Source organism: Brevibacillus fluminis (assembly GCF_003710825.1).
In the GTDB taxonomy this organism is placed as follows: domain Bacteria; phylum Bacillota; class Bacilli; order Brevibacillales; family Brevibacillaceae; genus Brevibacillus_D; species Brevibacillus_D fluminis.
The window spans coordinates 451,192-475,391 of the sequence record NZ_RHHQ01000007.1; the positions used below are offsets into that span (position 1 = coordinate 451,192).

Here is a 24,200-nt window from a genome sequence, read left to right on the forward strand (position 1 = left end):
ATGGAACCACTCATTCAATTGTCCAACATACAGAAAGTTTTCGGCAGCGGCACCCAACAGGTAACCGCAGTAAGCGATGTGAGCTTTGATATTTATCCGGGTGAGACATTCGGATTAATTGGTGAGTCAGGCTCGGGAAAAAGTACGTTGGGGAAGATGCTGATTGGATTGGAGGCGCCCACCCAAGGCGACGTCCTCTATGCAAAGGGGCGACTGTGGCAAGGAGGTGCCTTTAAACGGCAGCGGCCGGGCGAGGTGCAGATCGTGTTCCAAGACCCGCAATCCTCGCTTGATCCGCGTTTGCGAGTAAAAGAAATTGTGCTTGAGCCGCTATTGGCCTTGCCAGCCGCACAGCGTAGAGAAAAAGCAGCGCCACAACGACTTAGCGAACTGATTACCCGTGTCGGATTGAAAGAGGAGCATCTGTCTCGTTACCCGCACGAATTCAGCGGCGGGCAGCGGCAACGCATCGCCATCGCGCGAGCTCTCGTGTCCGATCCTAAATTTGTCGTACTGGACGAGCCGACCTCTGCGCTGGACGTATCTGTTCAGGCACAGGTTCTCAACTTACTCAAGGAATTGAAGCGGGAGCGCAATCTGACCTATTTGTTCATCTCGCACAACATGGCGGTGATTCGCTACATGTGCGACAGGATGGCTGTCATGTATAAAGGGAAAATCGTTGAGGTCGGTGCGTCACAGAAAATTTTTCGGGCGCCTGACCACGATTATACGAAAACGCTGCTGTCCTCACTGCCAAGCATGTTCGCAGATCACGAGGAGCCGAGCCATGTTTAACGGGGCAGAGGTACGGCAGCTGCGCCAACAAAAAAGGCTGACATTGCAAAATCTGGCGGACAGGACTTCGCTCAGCGTTAGCTTGCTCTCGCAAATTGAACGTGGTTTGGTTGATCCGACCATCAGCACCTTCTGGAAAATCTGTTCGGCACTCGATGTGCCGATCAACCATTTTTTTCAGCTCCCGCCGGAGCAAGATCCGGTCATTCGCAAAGACCAGCGGAAAATCATCGAGCTGGCAGAGACCAACGTCAAATATCACGTGCTCACACCGATCCAGCAAGGGAAGATCGAGTTTTTGCTGGTAGAAATCGAGCCGGGCGAGATCGTTCAACCGGAGCTCGTCGCCCACTCAGGGGAAGAATGCGGCTTTGTGCTCCAAGGCGAATTGAAGGTCATGCTTGACGATCGGGAATATCACTTGCATGAAGGCGACAGCATCGGGTTTCCCAGTACACACCCGCATCGCTACCTCAATCCAGGGAAAAAAACATCCATCTCGATTTGGGCGCGCGCCACATAGGCGCGCCTTTTTCGTACAGATAAGAATTTATAAAATTCTTATCCAGGTTTTCTAATTTTGCACGCTAGCCGGCGTCTGCGCCAACCGCGCTTTGGGCAGGAGAATGGGGAACGGTGTCGAAAAAAGAGGAGGAGAATCTTGGTAAACTTGCGCTTTTCGCAACAATGACACGACAGAAAGGAAGAAACACATGCGGAACAAATGGATCGGGAAAGTCGCTTTGTTTGCAAGCGCACTTTCCCTTGCAATTCCTTACGGCACAACCGGAGTTGCGGCAAAAGCCGATGAAATCCGTGTCGCCTTATTTATCGATGCAGGAGTCGGCTATCGCGGCGTCGTACCGGCCGTCACGCTGTCGAGTGACAGCGGGCTTGCTATGGAGCTGCAATCTGAATCGGGGGATGTTTCCTTGCCTGACATGCCGGGGAATGCAGCACGGTTCAAGGTCGACCAACTGCAGGTGACTCTCATCGAAACGCCGAACAAAAGCGAAGCGCAACGGATCACCACCCTCGCGTCGCAACAGAAAATCGATGCGTCCATTCAGGTGGAGGGGAGCGACGCGCAGCCATTCTACCGCGTCGTTAGCGGATCATTTGAAAGCTATCAGGCTGCCCAGACGCATGCGCAAAAAGCGAAGGCACTCGGTGTAGCCCCAAAAATAACGGGACCCTACCATTTGGATGCCGGTCAATACGGAAGCTTGAAAGAAGCGGCCCAGGTCGAATCCATCTTTGAATCATCGGGAATACCGGCGCACGTTGTTCTGGTGCCGATAGGGAAAAACAAAGCGAGCTACGGTGTATGGGTCGGAAGTGAAGTAAACAAAGATTCACTGGCAAAGCTGACTGTAACCGCTTCAGCGGTGCTCCCGACGATTTCCTATCGAACAGCAACCGCGCAAAGCTATGTGCTTGTAAACCGTGAGCTATCTGGCGGCTCGACTATTTATCAATACGCGTTCGCACCGCAGTCTACGCTCGTCGTAGAGCCTGACAAAGGCGGCGGTACACCGCTCATCGGCGTTTTGGAGCGGGACAAACGGAAATATCGCGGCCAATTTGAGCTGTCCAAGTACAACGGCTATTTGACGGTGGTCAACCAATTGCCGGTGGAGGAATATCTATACGGCGTTGTTGGCTCTGAGATGTCAACCGGCTGGCCGCTCGAGGCGTTGAAGGCGCAAGCGGTGCTGGCGCGAACGAAAGCGATGAGCCAACCGAACAAGTACAAGGTTGCGGACGTTTCCGATACGGTGAACGAGCAGGCGTACTATGGCTATACGAAAGAAGCGGCTGATATCCGCAAAGCGGTTGACAAGACGGAAGGCGAGGTCATTCGTTACAACGGCAAGTTGGTCGAAGCACTCTACTATTCCAATGCTGGCGGCATTACGGCGGATGGCACGGAAGTGTGGGGCAATCCGGTTCCGTACACGCACACCGTGGAGAGTGAGGATGCAGCTCCGCAGGTGACGGCAATCATGTGGTACCGTGTCGAGCTCGCGGACGGGACCATTGGCTATATTCGTTCTGATTATGTCAATATCAGCGGGACCAATTCGATTGGCTTGCAAACGGGCATCGTCAATACGGATAACCTGAACTTCCGCAACGGACCGAGCGCGACCTACAACAAAGTGCTGCAAACGTTATCGATCGGGACAGCGGTCACGATCATCAGCGAAGAGCCTGAGGAAAACGCCTATTCATGGACGCGTGGACCGTATACAGCGCAAGAAGTGACCACGATGATCAACAACAGCAAGGCAGGCAGCTTTTCCTCCCCGATCAGCACGCTCTCCGTATCTGAACGCGGGCCATCCGGACGCGTAATCGCGATGGAAGCGGACGGGCGCGAGCTCAAAGTTTCTTCTCCGGACGCACACCGCTCCGTATTTAAGCAGAGTGACAGCTCGCTGCGCAGCACGCGGTTTACGGTGGAGCAGCTAGGTGGCTTCACCGTGGTCGGCGCGAACGGGCGAATGACCCAGGCAAAAGGATCGGGCCAGCTGTATGCGATTAGCGGCAGCGGATACGGAACAATGCCTGCGAACGGATTCAGCGAGGATTTTGTTGTCTATACTGGTGCTAGCGAGTGGAACGTCTTATCCAAAACGAAAAAATTCCTGTTCCGCGGGAATGGGTTCGGCCATGGCCTTGGCGTTTCCCAGTATGGAGCGAAAGCAATGGCGGAGCAAGGGCTGGATTACAGACAAATTCTCGAGTATTACTACAACGATATTACGATCGGCGAATAAAGTAAGCCGTTCTCGACATGAACGACAGATGGGAGCATCAACATGGACGTAACGCAATTTGACTTTGATTTACCAGAGCGCTTGATTGCCCAGCACCCGCTGGAGGACCGCAGCGCTTCACGGCTGCTTGTATTGCACAAACAGACCGGAGCTGTTGAGCATCGTACGTTCACCGACCTGATCGATTACTTGCGGGAAGGCGATGTGATGGTCTTAAATGACAGCCGCGTGCTGCCAGCGCGATTGATTGGCGTGAAGACGGATACCGGAGCAAACATTGAGGTGCTGCTGTTAAAATCATTGGGTGATGACCGCTGGGAAACGCTTGTCAAGCCAGGCAAGCGGGTGAAGCCTGGAACGGAGATCAGCTTTGGTGACGGGTTGCTTCGGGCAGTATGCGAATCATCGACGGAAATGGGCGGGCGGATCATCCGCTTCTCCTATGAAGGAATCTTCTATGAGCTGCTCGATCGCCTTGGCTCCATGCCGCTGCCGCCGTATATTCATGAGCAGCTGGAGGATCGGGAGCGCTACCAGACTGTATACTCCCGGGAGCTGGGATCGGCGGCGGCCCCCACGGCTGGCCTGCATTTTACGAAAGACTACTTGCAGCGGCTGGAGCAAAAAGGCGTGCAGCTCGCCTACATCACGCTTCATGTCGGTCTAGGCACGTTCCGACCGGTGAGTGCCGATACGGTCGAGGAGCACGTAATGCATGCCGAATACTATGAAATTCCGGAGGAAACAGCGAGGATCGTCAATACCGCGAAAAGCGAGGGGCGACGCGTAATCGCAGTCGGAACGACATCGTGCCGGACGCTGGAGACGGTGGGAAAAGCACATGGCGGCAAGCTTGCCGTCGAATCGGGCTGGACAGATATCTTCATCTACCCAGGCTATCAATTCAGCATCATCGATGGCATGATCACCAATTTCCATTTGCCGAAATCGACACTGGTCATGCTGATCAGCGCGCTTGCGGGCCGGGAAACCATTTTGAATGCGTATCGCGAAGCGGTCGAGCAAGAATACCGTTTCTTTAGCTTTGGTGATGCGATGCTGATTAACCCGTAGCATTTCCCTTGTGCTTCTGTTCGCAAACCACTATAATAGATTAGAATTGGGTTATATTTCTATCGAAGAATTTAGTACTTCAAGGAGTTGCAAAACGTGGCGGTACGGTACGAATTGATTAAAACTTGCAAGCAAACTGGGGCGCGTCTTGGCAAGCTGCATACGCCTCATGGAACGATAGATACACCGGTTTTCATGCCGGTCGGCACACAAGCAACCGTAAAAACGATGAGCCCGGAAGAGATCAGCGAAATGGGAGCGGGCATCCTGCTGAGCAATACATACCACTTGTTTTTACGCCCGGGACACGAGATCGTCCGGGAAGCTGGTGGCTTGCACAAATTCATGAACTGGCCTGGCGCCATTTTGACCGACAGCGGCGGTTTCCAGGTGTTCAGCTTGAGCAAGCTCCGCAAAATTACCGAGGAAGGCGTTTCCTTCCGTTCTCATCTGAACGGAGAGTCGCTGTTCATCGGGCCGGAAGAAGCGATGAAAATTCAAAACGCGCTCGGCGCCGACATCATCATGGCGTTTGATGAATGTGCTCCGTATCCGGCTGATTATGATTATGTGAAGCAATCGATGGAGCGGACGACCCGCTGGGCGGAACGCTGTCTCACCGCGCACGAGCGCAAAGCGGACCAGGCGCTGTTCGGCATCGTACAGGGCGGCATGTATCACGATTTGCGTGCGCAAAGCGCGCGTGACCTCGTTTCTCTCGATTTCCCAGGCTACGCAGTCGGTGGCTTGAGCGTCGGGGAGCCGTTCCCGCTGATGTATGAGGTGCTGGAGAGCACGGTTCCACTACTTCCAAGCAATAAGCCTCGCTATTTGATGGGGGTAGGTTCCCCGGATGCGCTTGTGGAAGGCGCAATTCGCGGAATCGACATGTTTGACTGCGTGCTGCCGACGCGCATTGCCCGCAACGGGACATGCATGACAAGCCAAGGGCGTCTGGTCATCCGCAACGCCAAATTCGCTCGCGATTTCGGCCCGCTTGATCCAGAGTGCGACTGCTACACATGCCGCAATTACTCGCGTGCATATTTACGCCATCTGATCAAGGCGGAGGAGACGTTTGGCATCCGTTTGACCACGTACCACAATCTGTACTTCCTCATTAAGCTTATGGAGCGAGTCAGACAAGCAATTGCAGAAGATCGGCTGGGCGATTTCCGCGACCAGTTTTTTGCTCAATACGGATTGGGCGAGAATAGATCCTTTTAAAACCTTCATTTTCGTAAAATGACCGAGGAGGAATTTTCATGCAAGGGATTCAACAGTTTTTACCGATCATCATCATGTTCGCGATCTTCTACTTTTTGCTGATTCGTCCTCAGCAAAAGCGCACCAAAACCCGTAACATGATGCTGTCAGCGCTGAAAAAAGGCGACAAAGTGGTAACGATCGGCGGCATGCACGGCACGATCCAAGAAATCAACGATCAATCCGTGACACTTCGCATCGCGCACAACGTGAATGTAACGTTTGATCGCGGCGCAGTGAATGCTGTTTCCTCCGCTTCCGCAACAACGGAAAGCGCGCCTGCTCAAGCGACAGAGGCGGCCAAGGAAGAGAGCAAATAATCGTCAGTGAACCAGCCCCTGCTGTCAGAAGGTAGGGGCGATTTTTTTGTTTGGAAAGATAGAAAACCTGAAGCAAAAAAGGCAGATGAGCGAGTGGCTCGTCTGCCTTCTTTTTGCTACCTTCTCCTCGAACCGGTGTTGACGCCGAACATGCCGCCGACCGCGCTGAGCATGAATGCGCCGATCAGGTAAAAGAGCGTTTTAAGCGAAAGCGGTGTATCGAGTCCAAGATAGCCGATCAAGATGACGAACAGGAAGTAAAACAGTCCGGTGATGCCTCCATAATACCAGCCTCTTCCTCCGCATTTGCGTCCGGTGATGAAGCCGCCGACCAATAGCCCGAGCACGTTGATGACATACGTAAAGTAAGGAAGTGAGCTTTCGCGCAGACTGGTAAACGACAACAGCACAGCCGTGAGTAACGAGCCGGTTAAGACCAGAGCAAACGTGAAGATCAGCCCGGTCATGACAGAGGTGGATGTACTGCGCACGTAGGAATCCCTCCTTGTCTCCCATTGGGTTTGTACCATCTTATGAGAGGCTAGGCCAACGTATTCATTCTCAGATTGAACAATAGGAAGATTTTTCGTATGATGGATGAGGAACCAGACGGGGGTGAACGAAATGATCAAAACGTACTTTTATAATCATTCGGAAAAGAAGATGCACCACGATGTCGATCTGACGCAAAAGGACAGCTTTCTTCGCGCTCCGGAAGATTTGCTGTGGATCGATCTGTACGATGTGGGAAACAATGAGCTGCAATATATCGCCAAAATATTCGACTTCCACCCGCTGGCGATTGAAGACTGTCTGCATGTGAGCCCGCGCGCGAAAGTGGACAACTACGAGGATTATTATTTTTTCGTATTCCACGGCCTGCGCTATAATGAAGAAAGCGACAATGAGATTACGACGGCTGAGCTGAACGTCTTTTTGGGCCCGAATTACTTGGTAACCATCCACAAGTCGCCAATGAATACAATCGGGCGGATTGCGGCTGCCTGCCATCGCAGCAATGCGTTTCTAAACCGGGGACCGGACTATCTCCTGTATGCGATTGTGGACGGCATCACAGATGAGGTTTTTCCAATTATGGACCGGATCAGCGTACGTATCGATGAGCTGGAAGACGAGATTTATGAGCACCAGATGGAAGAGATCACCGAGGAATTCTTGGCTTTGAAACGGACAATCATCCTGATCCGAAGGGTTATCATGCCGCAGAAGCGAATATTCGCCAATGTGAATGGAAAATATTCGTTTGATATAAATGAAGACAATATCCCCTTTTACACGGATTTGACGGACCACTTAGAGCGAATATCAGAGTCGGCCGAGACGTTCCGCGACCTCGTAAACAGCGCCCTGGATACGTATTACACGATCATCAGTGCGAAAACGACCGAGATCATGCGCGTCCTGACGATCATTTCGACGATCATCCTGCCACTCACGTTTGTTACCGGACTATTTGGGATGAACACGTTTGCCTGGATGGGGGAAAAGGCAGAGCCGATCATGCTGATCATCGCGGTTGTCGTGATGCTGGGCATGACGCTTGCGATGCTCTATATTTTCAAGAAAAGAAAATGGATTTAACACAGGAGACAGGCTCGCAGTTCTCGTGCGAAAAAACAGTAGGAGAAAAGGAAACGCATAGCTTGAGTTGCTTTCGACAAGACTAAACTCGATTCTTTTTCGAGGGGAGGCGTGAGTCGAAAGTGGAATTGATCACGATTTTGATGCGTACCCTTTTCACCTACTTTTTTTTATTGGTGCTCTTGCGGGTGATGGGCAAGCGAGAATTGGGCAAGCTGTCCGTTTTTGATGTCGTCATTTCCATCATTCTCGCAGAATTAGCTTCGCTCGGGATTGAAAATGTGGACAAGCCGGCGATGCATTTCTTGCTGCCGATGCTGTTGATCGCGCTGTTGGAAGTGGCTGCCGCTATGATTTCGCTGAAAAGCAAAAAATTCCGGGATGTTGTCGATGGTTCCGCAGACATGATCATCGAGAACGGTGAAATTCGCGAGGACGCGATGAGGCGCAACCGGATGAATTTGGATGACTTGATGGTGCATTTGCGCCAGAAAAATATCAAAAACTTGGCAGATGTCGAGTTCGCCATGCTGGAGCCAACGGGTCAGATGAGCGTTTTTCGAAAGCGGGACAAGGAAGCGTTGACCAAAGGGGATCTCCATGGACCCGCGAAACAGCCACAATCGACGGGCGTTTCCTTCAGCGGATTGCCAATTCCGTTGGTAATGGATGGGAAGATCCGACAGGAAGCACTCCGCAAGGTCGGCAAAAATACGTTTTGGCTGAAACAGGAGCTGCGAAAGCACGGGATCAAGGACGTGAAGCAAGTATCCTTTTGCAGCATCGACAATCGCGGCGTCTTATTCATCGATAAAAAAGATGGCCCCCGTCCAAAAAGTTAGCGACGGGGGAAAAAGACGGCCAGCTGATCGCCGATCCACGGGATCCGTTTGACATCCTGTTTGCCGAGGATGCGCATGGCTACCAGCAGTCCGACATACAGCGTCGTGCCGCAAACGCTGCTGATCAACAATGTTTTTGCAAGTGCAAGATGGGGAAGCCAGTGCGTTGCCATATAGGAGCTGGCGTAGCCCATCGCGAGCATCGATGCGCCAATTTTCAGGAATTCTGTCACTTGGATGGTAAAGCCGATCCCTTTCATCAAGCTGGCGAAATGGAGCATGGTCACGAGCGTAATCGAGAGGTTGAGCGAGATGACCGTTCCGTGAATGCCAAATGAGGGCTGCATGGTCAGAAGCACCATGGCGGCCGTTTTTACTACCGCCCCGATCAATGTATTGCGGAACACGACATTTGCATGATCGAGTCCCTGCAGAGCAGAGGCGAGGGGCGCCTGAAAAAACAGGAATACGGAGAACGGAGCCATCTGACGCAACAAGACGCCGACATCCGGATGACCGTACAGAAGCGTGCAAAGCGGTTCGGCAAATACATACAACAGGACGGTGAACGGCGCTCCGATCACAAGCGAGATGCGCATCGCTTGGTAAATGCGACGATGGACGAGCTGTGCTTTTTTCTGGTAGGCCGCTTCTGCGACCGCAGGCATGAGTGAAATGGACAGGGAGTAGGTCAAAAACGTCGGGAACAACAGCAAAGGCACCGCCATGCCGGCAAATTGCCCATATAACCCAGTCGCTTGTGCCGTCGTCACACCGGAGAAGATCAAGGCGAAAGGGACCAGCATCGGCTCTAGCACATACGCGATTGATCCGACCAACCGGCTCATCGTGACGGGCAGCGAAACGTGAAAAAGCTCGTTGAATCGTTCTCTATTTTGTGACAATGAAGCAAAAAGTGGTTTTTTCAACAGCTTTTCGGTTGTATTGACGGTTGCGCGCTTAGTCTGCCAAAGCATGTAAAGAAGACCGGCACCTTCGCCAAATAAAATCGATAGCACGGCGCCCGCTGCGGCGTATTCCACGCCTTTTCCAAGGAAAGCGATCGTGATGACACCGACGAAAAGAAGGCGAATGACCTGCTCGACCAGCTGGGAAACGGCTGTCGGCACCATGTTTTGCTTCCCTTGGAAATAGCCGCGGAGCACGGCGGACACACTGGCGATGGTGACGACCGGGAGTGCCGCAAGCAAGACGAGATAGGCCCGTTTGTCTGCAAACATGAAACTTGTCACCCAGTTAGCCGTAAAAAATAGGATTAGGGTGATGGCAATGCTAAAGGTGATCGTGGCCGCGAGCGACAGGATCAAGTACCGGCGTGATTTGTTGGAATCGCCAGCCGCTTCTGATTCGGCCACTTGCTTCGCGATTGCGACTGGCAATCCAAAGGTGGTGAGGGTAATCATAAAATAGAGAAGCGGCACAACCATCTGATACAATCCCATGCCCTCCGCCCCGATAAGGCGGGAGAGGACGATGCGATTGGCAAAGCCGAGAATTCTGGTAACTGCACCTGCGGCGATTAAGATAACCGCGCCATAAAAGAACGATTGTCGCATACAAAGGTCCTTTCTGTATTGAGTAGTGGCTTCTCCACTTTTTCTTACTGTAAGGATATGGACGTGCCGGGCTTGGCATGACTAATTTGAGAGGAGAGAGGATAGCGATGGGCATGGAACTTCCGTTTGGTGATCTCTATGAAGATCTGCGAGACCTGTGTGTGAGCAAAGCAGAGGAATTTTCCTTATTGGGTTATGAAAATATTGGGCCGCGGGATATCTGGAAATGTGTAGCGGGACAATACAAGCAAATCCCAGCGATGCACCAGTTGGTGAACGATATTCTCTCCTTGAAAATAACCAAATATATGAACTATGTGATGATCGCCATGTACAAAAATCCGGACTCGATTTGACACCGATTTTTCTGCTTGGCTATAATGGGCATGTTGGTTACGGAATTATCGGGATTGTGAACCAGCGAGAGCTGTGAGGGAAAGGGGCATATTAGAGAGATGATTAAATGGAGCAGATTTCTGCTCTTCCTCGTCGTGGTCGGATTATTGGCTACCTTGGTCGGAACGACGACGGGGAATGTGGCAAGCAATATCAAATTGGGCTTGGACTTGCAGGGCGGATTTGAGATCCTGTACCAAGTGCAGCCGCTAGAAGGCAAACAGGTAAATACCGATTTGCTGAAGGCAACCGCAAAAATGGTAGAAAAGCGTGTAAACATCGGGGGCGTCGCCGAACCTGAGGTTACAATCGAGTTGCCGGACCGGATTCGCGTGAAAATTGCTTCAGCAAAAGCGAGCCAGGAAGAATTGCGCAGCATTATCGGGAAACCGGCTGTATTGACATTCCGCGATGAATCGGGCAAAACCGTGCTGAACGGAAGCGATTTGGCCGCCAATGGCGCAGGAGTCGGGTTTGACGATCTGAAACGCCCACTGGTTACGTTGAAATTTGCGAATCCAGAAAAATTTGCAGAAGTGACAAGAGTCAACCTGAAAAAGAAAGTTGCCATCTATCTGGATGAAAATATGCTGACTGACCCAACCATTCAATCGGTGATTACTGGCGGTAGCGCACAGATTACCGGGAATTACACTGTTGAATCGGCGCAGCAGCTGGCTGATATTTTGAACTCCGGTGCCCTTCCTGCCAAACTGACGGAAATGCAGGTAACGTCTGTAGGAGCAAGCCTTGGTGCGATGGCGCTGCAAAAAACGATTTATGCTGGTTACATCGGTGCGGCGCTGATCATTGTGTTTATGCTCGTCGTGTACCGCATGCCTGGCATGATCGCGAACATTGCGCTCGCCGGCTTCACGTATTTTTGTATGCTGGTCCTCGACTGGATGAATGCGACGCTGACCCTTCCGGGGATCGCGGGCTTTATTTTGTCGGTCGGGATGGCGGTAGACGCGAATATCATCACCTTTGAGCGGATTCAGGAAGAGATTCGGTCGGGGAAAACCATCCTTTCGGCTTTCCGTGCTGGACAACGCCGTTCGTTCATCACGATTATCGACGGACACGTGACAACCATGATCGCGGCTGCTGTGCTGATGTATTTCGGGACAAGCTCCATTCAAGGCTTCGCGATCATCTTGATTATGACGATCATCGTCAGCATCATCACCAATGTGTTCTTCTCCCGTCTTTTGCTCTGGATGGTTATTCGCGCCAACATGTTTAAGAAACCGTTCTGGTACGGAGTAAAGGAGAGTGACATCGGTGAGCTCTAAGAAGCTGGATCATGAAGATGTCATCAAGTTTGACATTGTTAAAAATAGACGCAAATTTTACGCCTTGTCCGGGGTGATCCTGGTCGTAGGGCTTATCATTATGATGGTGTTCGGCCTCAATTTGGGGGTAGACTTCAAAGCGGGGACACGACTCGATCTGTATATCGGCAAAGACTTCAACACAGAGGATGTTCATAAGATCATTGAGGAAAAAGCGCCGGGTTTCCACGCATCCCTCGTGACCAAGTTCGGTGACAAGGATCTGTCGGCAACGACCCGTTTTGACCAAAAAGTGCCGTCCAAGCAGTTGGAGGACATCGAAGCGGCGATGAAAGCAAAATACGGCAACCAAGTTACAAAACAAGAGTCGTCCGTAGACCCGTCCATCGCCAAAGAGCTGGCTTGGAAAGCAGGGGTGGCACTCGCGATCGCGTCCATCGGGATCGTGATCTACATTGCGTTCCGCTTCCAGTTCCTTTTCGGGATCGCCTGCATCATCTCGCTTTTGCACGATGCGTTCATTCCAATCGCGTTGTTCTCCGTTTTCCGTCTGGAAGTGGATCTGACGTTCATCGCGGCGATTTTGACAATTGTCGGTTACTCGATCAACGATACCATCGTTATCTTTGACCGGATCCGTGAAAACTTGCGCACGATGAAAGCAAAAACGCCGGAAGACCTCGAGCATCTTGTCAACGTGAGCCTCTGGCAAACAATGCGCCGCTCGGTCTTTACCGTTGCGACTGTATTCTTTACAGCGCTGGCGATTGCGCTTTTGGGTGGCGAAGGAATCCGCAATTTCTCACTTGCCCTTATTTTCGGTCTGGTGAGCGGTACCTATTCTTCTATCTTTATTGCTGCACAAGTGTGGGTTACACTGAAAAAACGCGAAATGGCACGCAAAAAATTTGCTCCGACCCCGAACGAAGGGTAAGACATTCTCCCGCAGGTGGACATCACCTGCGGGTTTTCTTTTTTTGTACAGATAAGAATTTATAAAATTCTTATCCAGTATAAGTGCAACCGCGGCTCCGCCAAAAGCTTGGCGTAGCCAGGTTTTCTAATCGTGTAAGAATTTATAAGTGCATGCGCTTATAAATTCTGGAGCGGAAGAAAAACTTCCGCTTTTAAATAGAATCGGCTTCTTCGAAAGGACTTCTGTAAAGAAGTTTTTCTTATTGACGCTTGTGGCTACAAGAAGATTTTTGCAAACGAGGAAAGGAAATCGCTCCAAAGTGATACACTATCTGGGAGAAAGGGGAGTACATTCATGGACGATCGTTTGGCAAAAGCCCAGTTTGGCGCCTGGGTGGGAATTATCGGCAACATTTTGTTGACCGCCATCAAGTGGGTGATCGGCTACGCGGCCAATTCGCGTGCGTTGATCGCCGACGCTGCCCATTCCGCCTCGGATGTCGTCGGGTCTGTGGCTGTACTTATCGGGCTCCGTGCCGCCGAACGACCGCCTGACAAGGACCACCCTTACGGACATGGGAAGGCGGAATCTGTCGCTTCTATCATCGTCTCCGTCCTGCTGATGCTGGTCGGCTTCGAAATCGGGTACGGCTCGATCGAATCGTTGTTCAAACCGTTGCAGGCGCCCGACATGCTGGCGGTATGGGCTGCAATCGGCTCGATGATTGTCAAGGAAGCCATGTTCCGCTACAAATACAATCTGGGCAAAAAATTAAACAGCCAGTCGCTCATCGCAAACGCTTGGGAGCACCGCTCGGACGTCTATTCTTCATTCGCCGCGCTGATTGGCATCGGCGGCGCCATATTCGGCGCGAAATGGCATGTGGGCTGGATGCTGTATCTCGACCCGGTGGCGGGCATATTCGTGTCCTTGCTCGTGTTGAAGATGGCGTACGATATTTTGATGGAGTCGATCCACAGCACGCTCGACCATGTCTTGCATGAGGAACAGACGACTCCGCTGCGCGACTCGATCCGATCGGTAGAAGGTGTGCTCCGCGTCGATGAGCTGCGTGCACGGGAGCATGGCCATTATCAGATCGTCGATGTGAAAATCAGCGTGAATCCGCATATCACCGTGGAGGAAGGGCACCGGATCGGCAAGCAGGTGAAGCATGATTTGCTCACCCAGTTCAAAGAAGTGCGCGATGTGTTCGTCCACATCAATCCATTTGATCCGACTGAAAAAGGGCACGCGCAGAAGTCAGAATAACGTACATACGATTCCGTTTTGCGAGCGTACAGTCGATCGCTGGCAAAGGCTTGGCTCCCGCCCCATTTTCGCATATAATTAACTGGGATTGGAGGGGGGGCCTATGCTAAAAGCGAGGACGCGCTGGCAAGTGGCCAGCTATGATGAAGCGATCACGAGTGAGCTTGCGCAAGCCTGTGGAATTTCTCCGCTGCTGGCGAGATTGCTGGCGATTCGCGGACTCGATACGCCGGAGCGGGCAAAAGCCTTTTTGCATGTAAGCGAAGAACAATTTCATTCCCCATATTTGCTCGATGGCATGGAGCAAGCCGTGCTCCGCATTCGGCAAGCAATTGAAACAGGGGAAGCCATCTGCATTTATGGTGACTATGATGCCGACGGGGTGAGTTCTACCAGCTTGATGGTGCATCTCATGCGCGAGCTGGGGGCGAACTTTGATTACTATATACCGAATCGCTTTAAAGAAGGCTACGGCCTAAACAAAGAAGCGCTGACCCATTTGGCGCAGTCCGGTGTGAAGCTCGTCATCACTGTCGATACGGGCATAAGCGCTGTGGAACAGGTAGAGCACGGACAGCAGCTTGGTATGGACATTATTGTAACGGACCACCATGAGCCGCCTGCTGTCATTCCCGATGCATATGCCGTAATCAATCCCAAAAAGCTGGGCTGCACCTATCCGTTCGATATGCTCGCAGGAGTGGGCGTCGCGTTTAAGCTGGCGCATGCTTTGCTGGAAAAACCGCCGATGCATCTCATTGATCTGGCGGCCATTGGCACGATTGCCGACTTGGTCCCACTGGTGGATGAGAACCGGATTTTTGCCGCATTGGGCCTGCGCCGTTTAAATGCGACGCGCAACATCGGGCTGAAGTCGCTGATTCGTGTGTGCGGCTTGGAGGAAACGGAGCTGTCGGCAGGTCAAGTCGGCTTTGCGATCGGGCCTCGGATTAACGCTTCCGGACGTTTGGAAACCGCAGAGGCAGCTGTGAAGCTGTTGACGGCTACCGATACGGTTGAAGCCGACCGGTACGCAATTGAGCTCGACCAACTGAACCAGGAGCGTCAGGAACTGGTCGCTCAAATGGCGGAAGAAGCGATCGCAATGGTGGAGCGCGAGTTTCCGATCGAGACCAGTCCGGTGCTCGTCGTGGCTCAAGAAGGCTGGAATGTAGGTGTGGTGGGCATCGTTGCCTCGAGATTGGTGGAAACGTTCTATCGGCCGACCATCGTACTCGGCATCGACCTCGAAAAAGGCATTGCCAAAGGCTCGGCCCGCAGTATCGCCGGTTTTGATATGTATGAAGCGCTGACGGCGTGCAAAGATTTGCTGCCGCATTACGGCGGCCATGTCATGGCGGCGGGGATGACCCTACCGATCGAAAACGTCGATTTGCTGCGCGAACGTCTCAAAGAGGTAGCTAACGAGTGCTTGACGCCCGAGGATTACGTGCCGATCACCAAAGTCGATTTGGCGACGACCATCGACGAGATCGGACTGGATTTGGCAGAGCAATTGGAGGCGCTTGCACCGTTTGGCATGGGCAACACGACACCGATTTTGCTCATCGATGAGGTAGCTGCGGCAGACATCCGCAAAATCGGACGCGATGAAAACCATTTGAAGTGCACCTTGGCGAATGGGACCAAGAACCTGGACGCGATCGGCTTCAAGCTGGCGCATTTGGGCGACCAGTTTACGCCGAAGGCAAAGCTTGCCGTGGTCGGCGAGCTATCAGTGAACGAGTGGAACGGCAAGCGTAAGCCACAAGTCATCATCCGAGACGCGTCGATTCCGCATCTGCAAGTGTTTGACTGGCGCGGTAGTAGGGAAAAACGGGCGAAATGGCGCCAGCTAGCTCGCGAGAAGCATGCGTTGACCGTTGTTTTTCATGAAGAAAGCATCCCGGGCCTTGATGAACTGATGCGCAAGGAGCCGGAAGGGGTAGCGGCGCCGGCGAGCTATCTACATTGGAGCAGCGATGTGCAAGAGACTGTGCCCAAGGAGTGCCGTTGGCTTATCCTCTACGACATGCCGACTAGACGCGCAGCGCTGTCCAGCCTGCTCGCTGCTAGCCCGCAGCTCGAACGGATCTACTGCATTTTTGGTGACCCGGAGCACGGTCTCGATCAAATCCAGTTTCCGCGACAAGAGCAATTCAAACAACTGTACCAATTCATGAGACAGTATCCAGCGATCAAAAAGATCCATCTCGATGCTTTGGCGAAACGGCAACAGCTCAAGCCTGACATCCTGAAGCGAATGCTGGCTGTGTTTTTAGAGCTGTCCTTCATCACCGAGACCGAGGCGGAATACGTGCTGAACCCGCAGCCGGCAAAGTCAGCGTTGGATCGCTCCGCCTATTTTCAATCATGGCAAGAGGAAGCCGAAATGGCGACAGAATTGTTGCTTTCCTCGCACGAATCTCTTATTCACTATCTTACGACATGGATGGCGACGACGCCGTCTTAGGAGGACATGAAATCCATGAATTTTAAAGATTATATTCGCGTTATTCCCGATTTTCCGCAACCAGGCATCCGTTTCAAAGACATCACTACTTTGCTGAAAGATGGTCCTGCCTACAAAGCGGCGATTATGGAGCTCAAAAGCTTTGCAGACACGGTGAACGCTGATGTCATCGCTGGACCGGAAGCGCGCGGCTTCGTTGTAGGCGCTCCGCTCGCGGTGGAAATGGGAATCGGCTTTGTGCCGGTGCGTAAATCGGGCAAGCTGCCGTTCGAGTCTATCAAGGCTGACTACAGCCTCGAATACGGCAAAGACGCGTTGGCGATGCACGTAGACGCGATCACACCAGGCACGCGCGTGCTGATCGCAGATGACTTGCTCGCGACAGGCGGAACCATCGCGACGACGATCAAGCTGATTGAGCAGTTGGGCGGCATCGTGGTCGGCGCCACATTCTTGATTGAACTGTCCTACCTGGATGGACGTAATCACCTGGGCGACATTCCAGTAAAATCCTTGGTGCAATATTAATCTTTCACTTAGAAAACCTGGCTCCGCCAAGCTTTTGGCTTAAGCCGCGGTTGCACTTATACTGGATAAGACTTCCATGCCTCGAACAGCGGCATGGAAGTCTTATCTGTATTACAAAAGACGGGCAAATGCCCGTTTTTTCGTTTTCATCGAACTACACCTTTACAAGCAACCCGACTTACCAGATAATAATATGAAACACCTACATTCTTTTCTTTCGGCTTGTCCGGAGGATTCACCATACATGAACAGGTTGCGTACAAGGGAAGGGACCTATGATAAGCGGCGTAGAAGAAGTGATTAAGAAGGCGAGTGCCTATTTAACCGAAGCTGACGTGGTAATGATTAAGCGCGCTTATGAGATGGCGAACAAGGCCCATGAAGGCCAAATTCGCAAATCAGGCGTTCCTTACATCATGCATCCGATTGCAGTAGCCGGGATTTTGGCCAATCTGCAGCTGGATGCAGTTACAGTGGCTGCAGGCTTCCTGCACGATGTAGTGGAAGATACGGACATTACGCTAGATATGCTCAGGCAGGAGTTCGGCAACGAAGTCGCTTTGCTTGTGGACGGCGTAACCAAGTTAGAAAAGATCAAGTACAAGTCCAAAGAAGAGCAGCTTGCGGAAAATCACCGGAAAATGCTGGTGGCCATGGCCCAGGACATTCGCGTGATTTTGATCAAGCTGGCTGACCGTCTGCACAACATGCGTACATTGAAGCACATGTCGGAAATCAAGCAGCGGGAAATCTCCGACGAGACGCTGGAGATTTATGTTCCATTGGCCCATCGTTTAGGGATTGCCTCGGTCAAATGGGAGCTGGAAGACACGGCGCTGCGCTATCTCAATCCGCAGCAGTATTACCGCATCGTCAATCTGATGCAGAAAAAACGCGCGGAGCGAGAGGATTATTTAAAAGAAGCGTCCGCCAACATTCAGGAAAAGTTGAAAGAACTGCATATCGAGGCCGAGATTTCGGGCCGGCCTAAGCATATATACAGCATCTACAAGAAGATGACTACCCAGAACAAGCAGTTTTATGAGATTTATGACCTGCTTGCGCTGCGTGTAATCGTACAGGATATCCGAGACTGTTATGCCGTCCTCGGGATCGTCCACACGCTGTGGAAGCCGATGCCAGGACGTTTCAAAGATTACATTGCGATGCCGAAGGCAAACATGTATCAGTCGCTGCATACGACCGTGATCGGCCCAAAAGGGGAACCGCTCGAGGTGCAGATTCGCACATGGGACATGCACAGGACCGCTGAGATGGGGATTGCCGCGCACTGGGCATATAAGGAAGGCAAAAGTGTCGTCAAGGACTCGTTCGAGGAGAAAATCGGCAATCTGCGCGAAATCATCCAAGGACGCCAAGAGGAATCTCCAAGCGCACAGGAATTTATGGAATCGCTCAAGCAAGATTTGTTCTCTGACATGGTGTTCGTCTTTACGCCAAAAGGGGACGTCGTGGAGCTGCCGAAAGGTTCCGTTCCACTGGACTTTGCGTACCGGATTCACTCGGCGGTCGGAAACAGGACGATCGGGGCCAAAGTCAACGGCAAGATCGTGCCGCTTGATTATACGCTCGCTACGGGTGATATCGTAGAGATTCTCACCTCGAAGCATTCGTACGGGCCGAGCCAGGACTGGTTGAAGATCGCCAAATCGGCGCAAGCCAGAGCGAAAATCAAGCAGTGGTTCAAAAAAGAGCGTCGCGAAGAAAACGTTGCCAAAGGCCAACAGATGGTCGAGATGGAAATCAAAGCACGCGGGTTCGATGTCAAAGAGGCCATGACAGAAGAAAATCTGAAGGAAGCCTCGGACAAGTTCAACTTCAGCGCGCATGAGGATATGTTCTCCGCAGTCGGCTATGGCGGCTTGACCGCCGCTCAAGTCGTGACGCGCCTCACCGATAAGCTGCGTAAAGAACGCGAAGAGCAGCAGGCGATACCAGAGTTCAAGTCGGCTGCTTCGCAAAAGCCGGCACGCAGTGAATCGGGCGTTAAGGTGAAAGGCGTGGAAAACTTGCTGGTGCGCCTGTCACGTTGCTGTACGCCGGTGCCGGGGGATGAGATCATCGGGTTTGTTACTCGCGGGCGAGGCGTCTCTGTGCACCGTCTGAACTGTCCAAACGTGTTGGCGGAAGATAATGAGGAGCGGTTGATTGGCGTCGAGTGGGATCAGATTTTGACCCACAACTACAGCGTGGATATCGAAATCACCGGCCATGACCGCCACGGCCTGCTCAACGACGTGCTGCAGGTTGTGAGCGAAACCAAGACCAACATCTCTGCTGTAAGCGGTAAGGCAGACAAAAACAGGGTCGCCACCATTCACATGACGATCTCGATCAACAATGTGGAGCATTTGCACAAGGTTGTGGAGCGAATCAAGCGAATCAAAGACATTTACTCGGTGCGCCGGATTTTGAACACATAGACGGAATACAACAAAAGCAGCGGCCCGGTTACGTGTGGGTCACTGCTTTTCTTTCATGCGCGAAAAATGAATGTACTCGGCATGTGTAAAAGGAAATGAGTAGACAGGAGAGAAGAAGATGCGCGTTGTTGTTCAGCGTTCCAAACAAGCGAGTGTAACAGTCGATCAGGAAATCGTTGGGCAGATTGAGCACGGCCTAGTTTTGTTGGTTGGCATCACACATACAGATACCGAAAAAGATGTGGACTATGTGGCCGAAAAGGTGGCCAATCTACGGATTTTTGAAGACGAGGAAGGGAAAATGAACCGGTCCGTTTTGGACACAGGTGGACAAATTCTCTCGATCTCACAGTTTACCCTGTATGGCGATTGCCGTAAAGGTCGTCGTCCCAGCTTTATCGAGGCAGCGCGTCCTGAGCAGGCGGAACCGCTGTACGACTTGTTTAACCGCAAGCTGCGCGAGCGCGGCCTTATCGTGGAGACGGGGCGATTCGGGGCAATGATGGACGTGCAGCTGATCAACCATGGGCCAACAACTTTGATTGTTGAATCATAAGGCTGCGATTCACACAACAAAAAAGGCCACGACCGCCAGACCATGCAAAAACCATCTCTTGGGCCGCACAAACGGCTCTTGTGAGATGGTTTTTTTTCACTAACGGACTGGAATATACAAATCCAACTGCGACTGCTCGTGCATGGGCCCGAGAAAGCGCTGGTCATACCGTTCGAAATCGTAGCCTTCGACCGGCTCGAGATTGTACTCCTTCAGCCATTTGGCGTAAATGTTTTGGAATGTAGCTGCAATTTGCGTGGTCGGGCCAGTGTGCGTAAAGACAGCATATTTTTGCGACGGGATCGTGATCGCCCGCATGCCATCAGGGATGTCCACTACATGGGAGACTTCATAGCCAGCCACATAAATCAGTAGCCCATCGGTTTTGCCGTCACATATGCCGTAGGACGCGTCCGGATTCACTTTATGCTGGACTTCATGCTCGCGTGGGATGAACCGCTGCCACATCGCAGGAATGCTGTCTTCTGTATTTGTACTGCGGTATTCCATTCCAACAATCGTCATTTCAGGTAAAACCACTACTTTTGGCTCGAGCATCATCGTTCCCCATTTCTCAATTTGATTGTTCATCATTTCGACTGCACGCAATATGTTTTGCTTCTGCTCGATTTCCATCCGAATGCGCTCGGCATGCTCCTGCAGAATGCGTGAGATCAGGGCCGGATCGTCAAAAGCGTTGCTTTGGACGAGGCCGTTGATCACCTCTAACCCGAGGCCAAGCTGTCGCAGCATGAGAATATTGCGCAGGGTGGCTAACTGTTCCGGCGCGTAGTAACGGTACTGGTTCTCACTGCCGATATGCGTCGGCGAATACAGCCCGATGGCATCATAGTGCCGCAGCGTTTTGGTCGAGATTCCAAAGATTCTCGCGATTTGGCCGATCGTTAACATCGCACGCCTCCTTTCTTTCGGCTACAACCGTATCGTACATCATTGCCCTTGGGGAAAGGTCAATGGCGATTCCACATCTTTTTACAGTACCAGAAAAATGGCATTCGATGAAAACGTTTTTGCTGAAATAAATCGTGCAGATCTGTAACTTTTTGTGCGGTAGAGCCGTGGAAAGGAGTGAAAGGGAGAGGGGGAGCCGTGAACCTAGATCACATCTATCGCCTGTACATGAAAGAAATTTACCTGTACCTCTACCGATTGACGAGAAATGAAAAGCAGGCGGAAGAATTGACACAAGATACGTTCACCCGTGCCTACTTGTATCTCGATGACTACCAAGGGGAAAAAGTGAGGCCGTGGCTGTTTAAAGTCGCTTACCATGCGTTTGTCGATTGGCATCGCAAGCATCGGGCGCAAATTCCGATGGACCCTGTCGTCTTGCAAGAAATGGTGGAGCACGCAGATGACAGAGGCAGTCCGGAGAAGCAGCTGTTGGAGAAGGAAGAGTGGCAAACGTTTCTGAAACTGCTCGACTTGCTTTCCGAAAAACAAAAACAGGTGCTGCTGCTTCGCTACAAGCACCATTTCACCTATGCAGAAATCGGCGAGGTGCTCGATGTAACGGCAGCAGATGTCAAGATAACCGTCTATCGCGGCAGGCAGAAGCTGCAGGTGATTTGGAAGGAGCGAATGAACAAATGAAGGACAGCCACAACAATTCAGTCCAAAAGCTGCAGGCCTATTTGCGTGGCGAGCTGGACGAAGACGAGATTCGCAAGCTGCGAGCAGAGATTGCGCAGGATGCGATGCTGGAAAGCAAGCTGGAGAAGCTGATGTTTGACGAACTCCTCGCTGATGATACGGATGAGCTACCGACGCTTTCCGAGCAAAAACAGCGGCAAATTTTGCGAAAGAGCAAGTGGCGCAGTAGATTCTCCCACATTTTTTTCACCACGGGGGGAATCACGGCGATCATCGTCGTACTGTTGATCGCTAGCCAGGTTTGCAATTATCTCTGGTTTTGGCCAGCGTCAAATGATTTCAAGCGGGTGATGGACGATGTGGTCAGCTTTACCAATCCGGGCGTATCAATCGGCGGCGGGGGAACAAGCGGCGGCATGTTTTTTTCCATGGAGATGAAGTACGAGCTGAGGGAACAAGTAGGTCGCGACCAAAAGCCGGTCGGGAAAGCTGAGAACCATGTTTTTTTGTTCACTCCCCGATTTTCTTATCAGTGGAATAATGGGTTCCATGACAATTTGCTCTTTTTTCATTATCCGCAAACGGCGGAACAAGGGGACAGGTACAACCAGACGGTGGAGAGGTCAGGGTGGCGGAAGCTCGCCAAGCTGCCCGATGGGACGGTCTCGCAGATGGCCATTTCGTTTGCAAAAACGATGACGCACGACGAGTATTTCGCGATCATGCGTAAATATGATCTGGACACGACGTGGCTGGCAATCGATACCGGGCAAGAAGAAGCAGAGGACGCTCACGCGCTGGGCAAAGGCGATGTATGGGGGTATGACCCTGATGCGCAATTTCTCTTTGCAGAAGGCTCACTGGAGGTAAATGGGGATGGACAGAGGAGAGCGAAGCTGTTGCTAAACGAGCTGGATTATTTGCAAAGCCAGAAGCAGCTGACCCTCGGGATGCTGAAGGATGCGCATTTTCGCTCAGATGTCAATCTGGAAGAGCGGATCGGCTATCTGAAGAAAAACGGGGTCAAGCTGTACGGGGCTGTTGTGACCGGACCGACCAAAGAGTTGCTGAAGCTTGAGCAGGAGCCGATGCTTTTGCACCCGTATGTGGGGCAAATCGACTGGTGGAACTGGGACCAAGCCGGGTCACACGGAATCGAATACAGTTATTAGATAAAAAAAGTGGCACCCCTGGCGTTTATGTCAAAAGGGGTGCTTTTGCTAGTTTCCGCAGGTTTTCAATTGTGGTGGGCCAGTGCGGCATTTTTTTTCATCTGAGATGTTTGGAGACTGGTCCGGTTCAGGATGTCCCGGAAGGTTGGGGAAGGGGAGGTGAATGTACTATGGTGCCTGTACATGGCAACCGCTGCGCTATAGATAACCTGATCGCATACGAAAGGCTGCGATAGCCGTTCAACCAGACGCTGGGCATGCTCCTGCGAGTGGGTAGTCAGTACAATGAATTCGTCGCCGGCAAAGCGGCAGATCGCATCGCTTTCGAGCGCACATTGGCGCAACTGCTCGCTGAAATGGGTCAAAACCTGGTCGCCGACCATATGGCCAAATTCTTTGTTGACGATGCCGAAATCGTTCATGTCCACAAACAAAAACCAGAAGGGCTGTCCGGAAGCTAGCAATTGCTCGGTGATATAAGTGATGTACGGACTGCGGTAAAGCTTTGTCAGCGGGTCCAACATCATGCTGATGCTGGCCATCACTGTTTCGCGTGTTACAATCCCTTCCAGCTGGCCTTCTCGCATCACAACCAATCGCTCGATCTCATGCCGCTGCATCGTGTTCATCGCGTCAAAAATAGATAGGTCAGGCGAGACCGCGATGAGTTTGGTGGTCATCGCGTCTGCTACCAAACGGTTCGGATGGCTTGTCCGGACATTGCGCGAGGTGATGATGCCGATCACCTGCTCCGCTTCAACGACGACAAGCGAACCAATCTTAAAGGCATCCATTTTCTCGCCTGCGGCTTTGACGCTTTTATCCGATGTAATCGTATGCACGTCTCGAGTCAAAATGTGAGCCAACTTCACTTCAAATCAACCTCTCGATTCACTTTGATAGACAGCTTCACTTCAGAGCGCAAAACCATGTACTCATTAAAGATTGATTCTGTTTCTTCAAAGGCTATTTGCATCAAGGTTTCACGATCGAGCATTTCCAGCAGCGTTTTCTTGACCAGAAGCGCTTCGATCTTGGCATGGTCGAGATGGATCACCTCAAATTGATCGGGAGAGAGTGCTTCTGCCATTCGCCGTACTGCCTCTGGCCCGATTGGCGCTTTTTTGCCGATAATCAGCAAATCTTGCATGGGAGGCATCTCAAATTCGGTTATATGTAAGGATAAAGACGCTTTTCGTGAGTACGGACTTCCATTGATCATGTGCATTCCCTCATCATTGAATTAGTCAATCTCTTCATAATTTACAGTTC

Annotated in this window: 23 protein-coding genes; 18 read left to right on the forward strand and 5 right to left on the reverse strand. The window is 51.8% G+C overall.

Annotation, left to right across the window (positions count from 1 at the left end):
• The 6 genes from EDM56_RS08890 to yajC all read left to right on the forward strand — a co-directional run bounded on the left by EDM56_RS08890 (position 1) and on the right by yajC (position 6,241).
• Entirely contained in the window at positions 1 to 798 is a 798-nt protein-coding gene (locus EDM56_RS08890) for an ATP-binding cassette domain-containing protein (RefSeq protein WP_122917528.1), read from the forward strand.
• Positions 791 to 1,321, forward strand: a complete 531-nt coding sequence (locus EDM56_RS08895) for a helix-turn-helix domain-containing protein (RefSeq protein ID WP_122917529.1) — start codon at positions 791 to 793, stop codon at positions 1,319 to 1,321. The genes EDM56_RS08890 and EDM56_RS08895 overlap by 8 nt, the downstream gene beginning before the upstream one ends.
• Before the next feature lie 190 nt (positions 1,322 to 1,511).
• Positions 1,512 to 3,581, forward strand: coding sequence for a SpoIID/LytB domain-containing protein (locus tag EDM56_RS08900; protein ID WP_122917530.1), 2,070 nt, complete (start codon positions 1,512 to 1,514; stop codon positions 3,579 to 3,581).
• Between the two features lie 42 nt (positions 3,582 to 3,623).
• On the forward strand, positions 3,624 to 4,655 hold the full coding sequence (queA, locus tag EDM56_RS08905; protein WP_122917531.1) for a tRNA preQ1(34) S-adenosylmethionine ribosyltransferase-isomerase QueA: 1,032 nt from the start codon (positions 3,624 to 3,626) through the stop codon (positions 4,653 to 4,655).
• A gap of 96 nt (positions 4,656 to 4,751) precedes the next feature.
• Positions 4,752 to 5,882 carry a tRNA guanosine(34) transglycosylase Tgt gene (gene tgt / locus EDM56_RS08910; protein WP_122917532.1) on the forward strand — a complete coding sequence of 377 codons (1,131 nt, stop codon included), beginning with the start codon at positions 4,752 to 4,754 and terminating at the stop codon, positions 5,880 to 5,882.
• Positions 5,883 to 5,920: 38 nt separating this feature from the next.
• Complete coding sequence (yajC, locus tag EDM56_RS08915; RefSeq protein WP_122917533.1) at positions 5,921 to 6,241, forward strand: preprotein translocase subunit YajC; 321 nt, start codon at positions 5,921 to 5,923, stop codon at positions 6,239 to 6,241.
• Between the two features lie 116 nt (positions 6,242 to 6,357).
• Here the strand turns inward: yajC and EDM56_RS08920 are convergent, their stop codons facing one another.
• On the reverse strand, positions 6,358 to 6,732 hold the full coding sequence (locus tag EDM56_RS08920) for a TIGR04086 family membrane protein (protein WP_122917534.1): 375 nt from the start codon (positions 6,730 to 6,732) through the stop codon (positions 6,358 to 6,360).
• Between the two features lie 133 nt (positions 6,733 to 6,865).
• On the opposite strand from EDM56_RS08920, the gene corA reads away from it, so the two are divergent.
• Both corA and EDM56_RS08930 read left to right on the forward strand, forming a co-directional pair.
• The gene (gene corA, locus EDM56_RS08925) at positions 6,866 to 7,843 is read left to right on the forward strand and encodes a magnesium/cobalt transporter CorA (protein ID WP_122917535.1); all 978 of its coding nucleotides are present in this window, start codon (positions 6,866 to 6,868) and stop codon (positions 7,841 to 7,843) included.
• Between the two features lie 143 nt (positions 7,844 to 7,986).
• On the forward strand, positions 7,987 to 8,685 hold the full coding sequence (locus EDM56_RS08930; RefSeq protein ID WP_122917670.1) for a YetF domain-containing protein: 699 nt from the start codon (positions 7,987 to 7,989) through the stop codon (positions 8,683 to 8,685).
• Here EDM56_RS08930 and spoVB read toward each other — a convergent pair.
• Positions 8,682 to 10,262: a stage V sporulation protein B gene (gene spoVB / locus EDM56_RS08935; RefSeq protein WP_122917536.1), complete on the reverse strand. Its 1,581-nt coding sequence runs from the start codon at positions 10,260 to 10,262 to the stop codon at positions 8,682 to 8,684. The genes EDM56_RS08930 and spoVB overlap by 4 nt on opposite strands.
• A 113-nt stretch (positions 10,263 to 10,375) precedes the next feature.
• Between spoVB and EDM56_RS08940 the strand changes: the two genes are divergently transcribed.
• From EDM56_RS08940 to dtd, 8 genes are all read left to right on the forward strand, one after another.
• Positions 10,376 to 10,618, forward strand: coding sequence for a post-transcriptional regulator (locus tag EDM56_RS08940; protein WP_122917671.1), 243 nt, complete (start codon positions 10,376 to 10,378; stop codon positions 10,616 to 10,618).
• Between the two features lie 99 nt (positions 10,619 to 10,717).
• On the forward strand, positions 10,718 to 11,953 hold the full coding sequence (gene secD, locus EDM56_RS08945; protein ID WP_122917537.1) for a protein translocase subunit SecD: 1,236 nt from the start codon (positions 10,718 to 10,720) through the stop codon (positions 11,951 to 11,953).
• Complete coding sequence (gene secF / locus EDM56_RS08950; RefSeq protein ID WP_122917538.1) at positions 11,943 to 12,887, forward strand: protein translocase subunit SecF; 945 nt, start codon at positions 11,943 to 11,945, stop codon at positions 12,885 to 12,887. The genes secD and secF overlap by 11 nt, the downstream gene beginning before the upstream one ends.
• Positions 12,888 to 13,223: 336 nt before the next feature.
• The gene (locus EDM56_RS08955; RefSeq protein WP_122917539.1) at positions 13,224 to 14,141 is read left to right on the forward strand and encodes a cation diffusion facilitator family transporter; all 918 of its coding nucleotides are present in this window, start codon (positions 13,224 to 13,226) and stop codon (positions 14,139 to 14,141) included.
• 103 nt (positions 14,142 to 14,244) lie between these two features.
• Positions 14,245 to 16,614 (forward strand): single-stranded-DNA-specific exonuclease RecJ, encoded by a 2,370-nt coding sequence (gene recJ, locus EDM56_RS08960; protein WP_122917540.1) that lies wholly within the window; start codon positions 14,245 to 14,247, stop codon positions 16,612 to 16,614.
• Between the two features lie 15 nt (positions 16,615 to 16,629).
• The gene (locus tag EDM56_RS08965; protein WP_122917541.1) at positions 16,630 to 17,142 is read left to right on the forward strand and encodes an adenine phosphoribosyltransferase; all 513 of its coding nucleotides are present in this window, start codon (positions 16,630 to 16,632) and stop codon (positions 17,140 to 17,142) included.
• Between the two features lie 275 nt (positions 17,143 to 17,417).
• On the forward strand, positions 17,418 to 19,586 hold the full coding sequence (locus EDM56_RS08970; RefSeq protein ID WP_122917542.1) for a RelA/SpoT family protein: 2,169 nt from the start codon (positions 17,418 to 17,420) through the stop codon (positions 19,584 to 19,586).
• A 118-nt stretch (positions 19,587 to 19,704) separates the two neighbouring features.
• Positions 19,705 to 20,142, forward strand: coding sequence for a D-aminoacyl-tRNA deacylase (dtd, locus tag EDM56_RS08975; RefSeq protein ID WP_122917543.1), 438 nt, complete (start codon positions 19,705 to 19,707; stop codon positions 20,140 to 20,142).
• 99 nt (positions 20,143 to 20,241) lie between these two features.
• On the opposite strand, the gene EDM56_RS08980 is transcribed toward dtd, so the two are convergent.
• Positions 20,242 to 21,054: a MerR family transcriptional regulator gene (locus EDM56_RS08980; RefSeq protein ID WP_122917544.1), complete on the reverse strand. Its 813-nt coding sequence runs from the start codon at positions 21,052 to 21,054 to the stop codon at positions 20,242 to 20,244.
• Between the two features lie 198 nt (positions 21,055 to 21,252).
• On the opposite strand from EDM56_RS08980, the gene EDM56_RS08985 reads away from it, so the two are divergent.
• Both EDM56_RS08985 and EDM56_RS08990 read left to right on the forward strand, forming a co-directional pair.
• Complete coding sequence (locus tag EDM56_RS08985; RefSeq protein ID WP_246009316.1) at positions 21,253 to 21,756, forward strand: sigma-70 family RNA polymerase sigma factor; 504 nt, start codon at positions 21,253 to 21,255, stop codon at positions 21,754 to 21,756.
• Positions 21,753 to 22,928 carry an anti-sigma factor gene (locus EDM56_RS08990; protein ID WP_122917545.1) on the forward strand — a complete coding sequence of 392 codons (1,176 nt, stop codon included), beginning with the start codon at positions 21,753 to 21,755 and terminating at the stop codon, positions 22,926 to 22,928. Before EDM56_RS08985 ends, EDM56_RS08990 begins: the two co-directional genes overlap by 4 nt.
• Before the next feature lie 65 nt (positions 22,929 to 22,993).
• Here the strand turns inward: EDM56_RS08990 and EDM56_RS08995 are convergent, their stop codons facing one another.
• On the reverse strand, positions 22,994 to 23,800 hold the full coding sequence (locus EDM56_RS08995; RefSeq protein WP_122917546.1) for a GGDEF domain-containing protein: 807 nt from the start codon (positions 23,798 to 23,800) through the stop codon (positions 22,994 to 22,996).
• On the reverse strand, positions 23,797 to 24,078 hold the full coding sequence (locus tag EDM56_RS09000; protein WP_246009317.1) for a hypothetical protein: 282 nt from the start codon (positions 24,076 to 24,078) through the stop codon (positions 23,797 to 23,799). Before EDM56_RS09000 ends, EDM56_RS08995 begins: the two co-directional genes overlap by 4 nt.
• Positions 24,079 to 24,200: the final 122 nt, after the last annotated feature.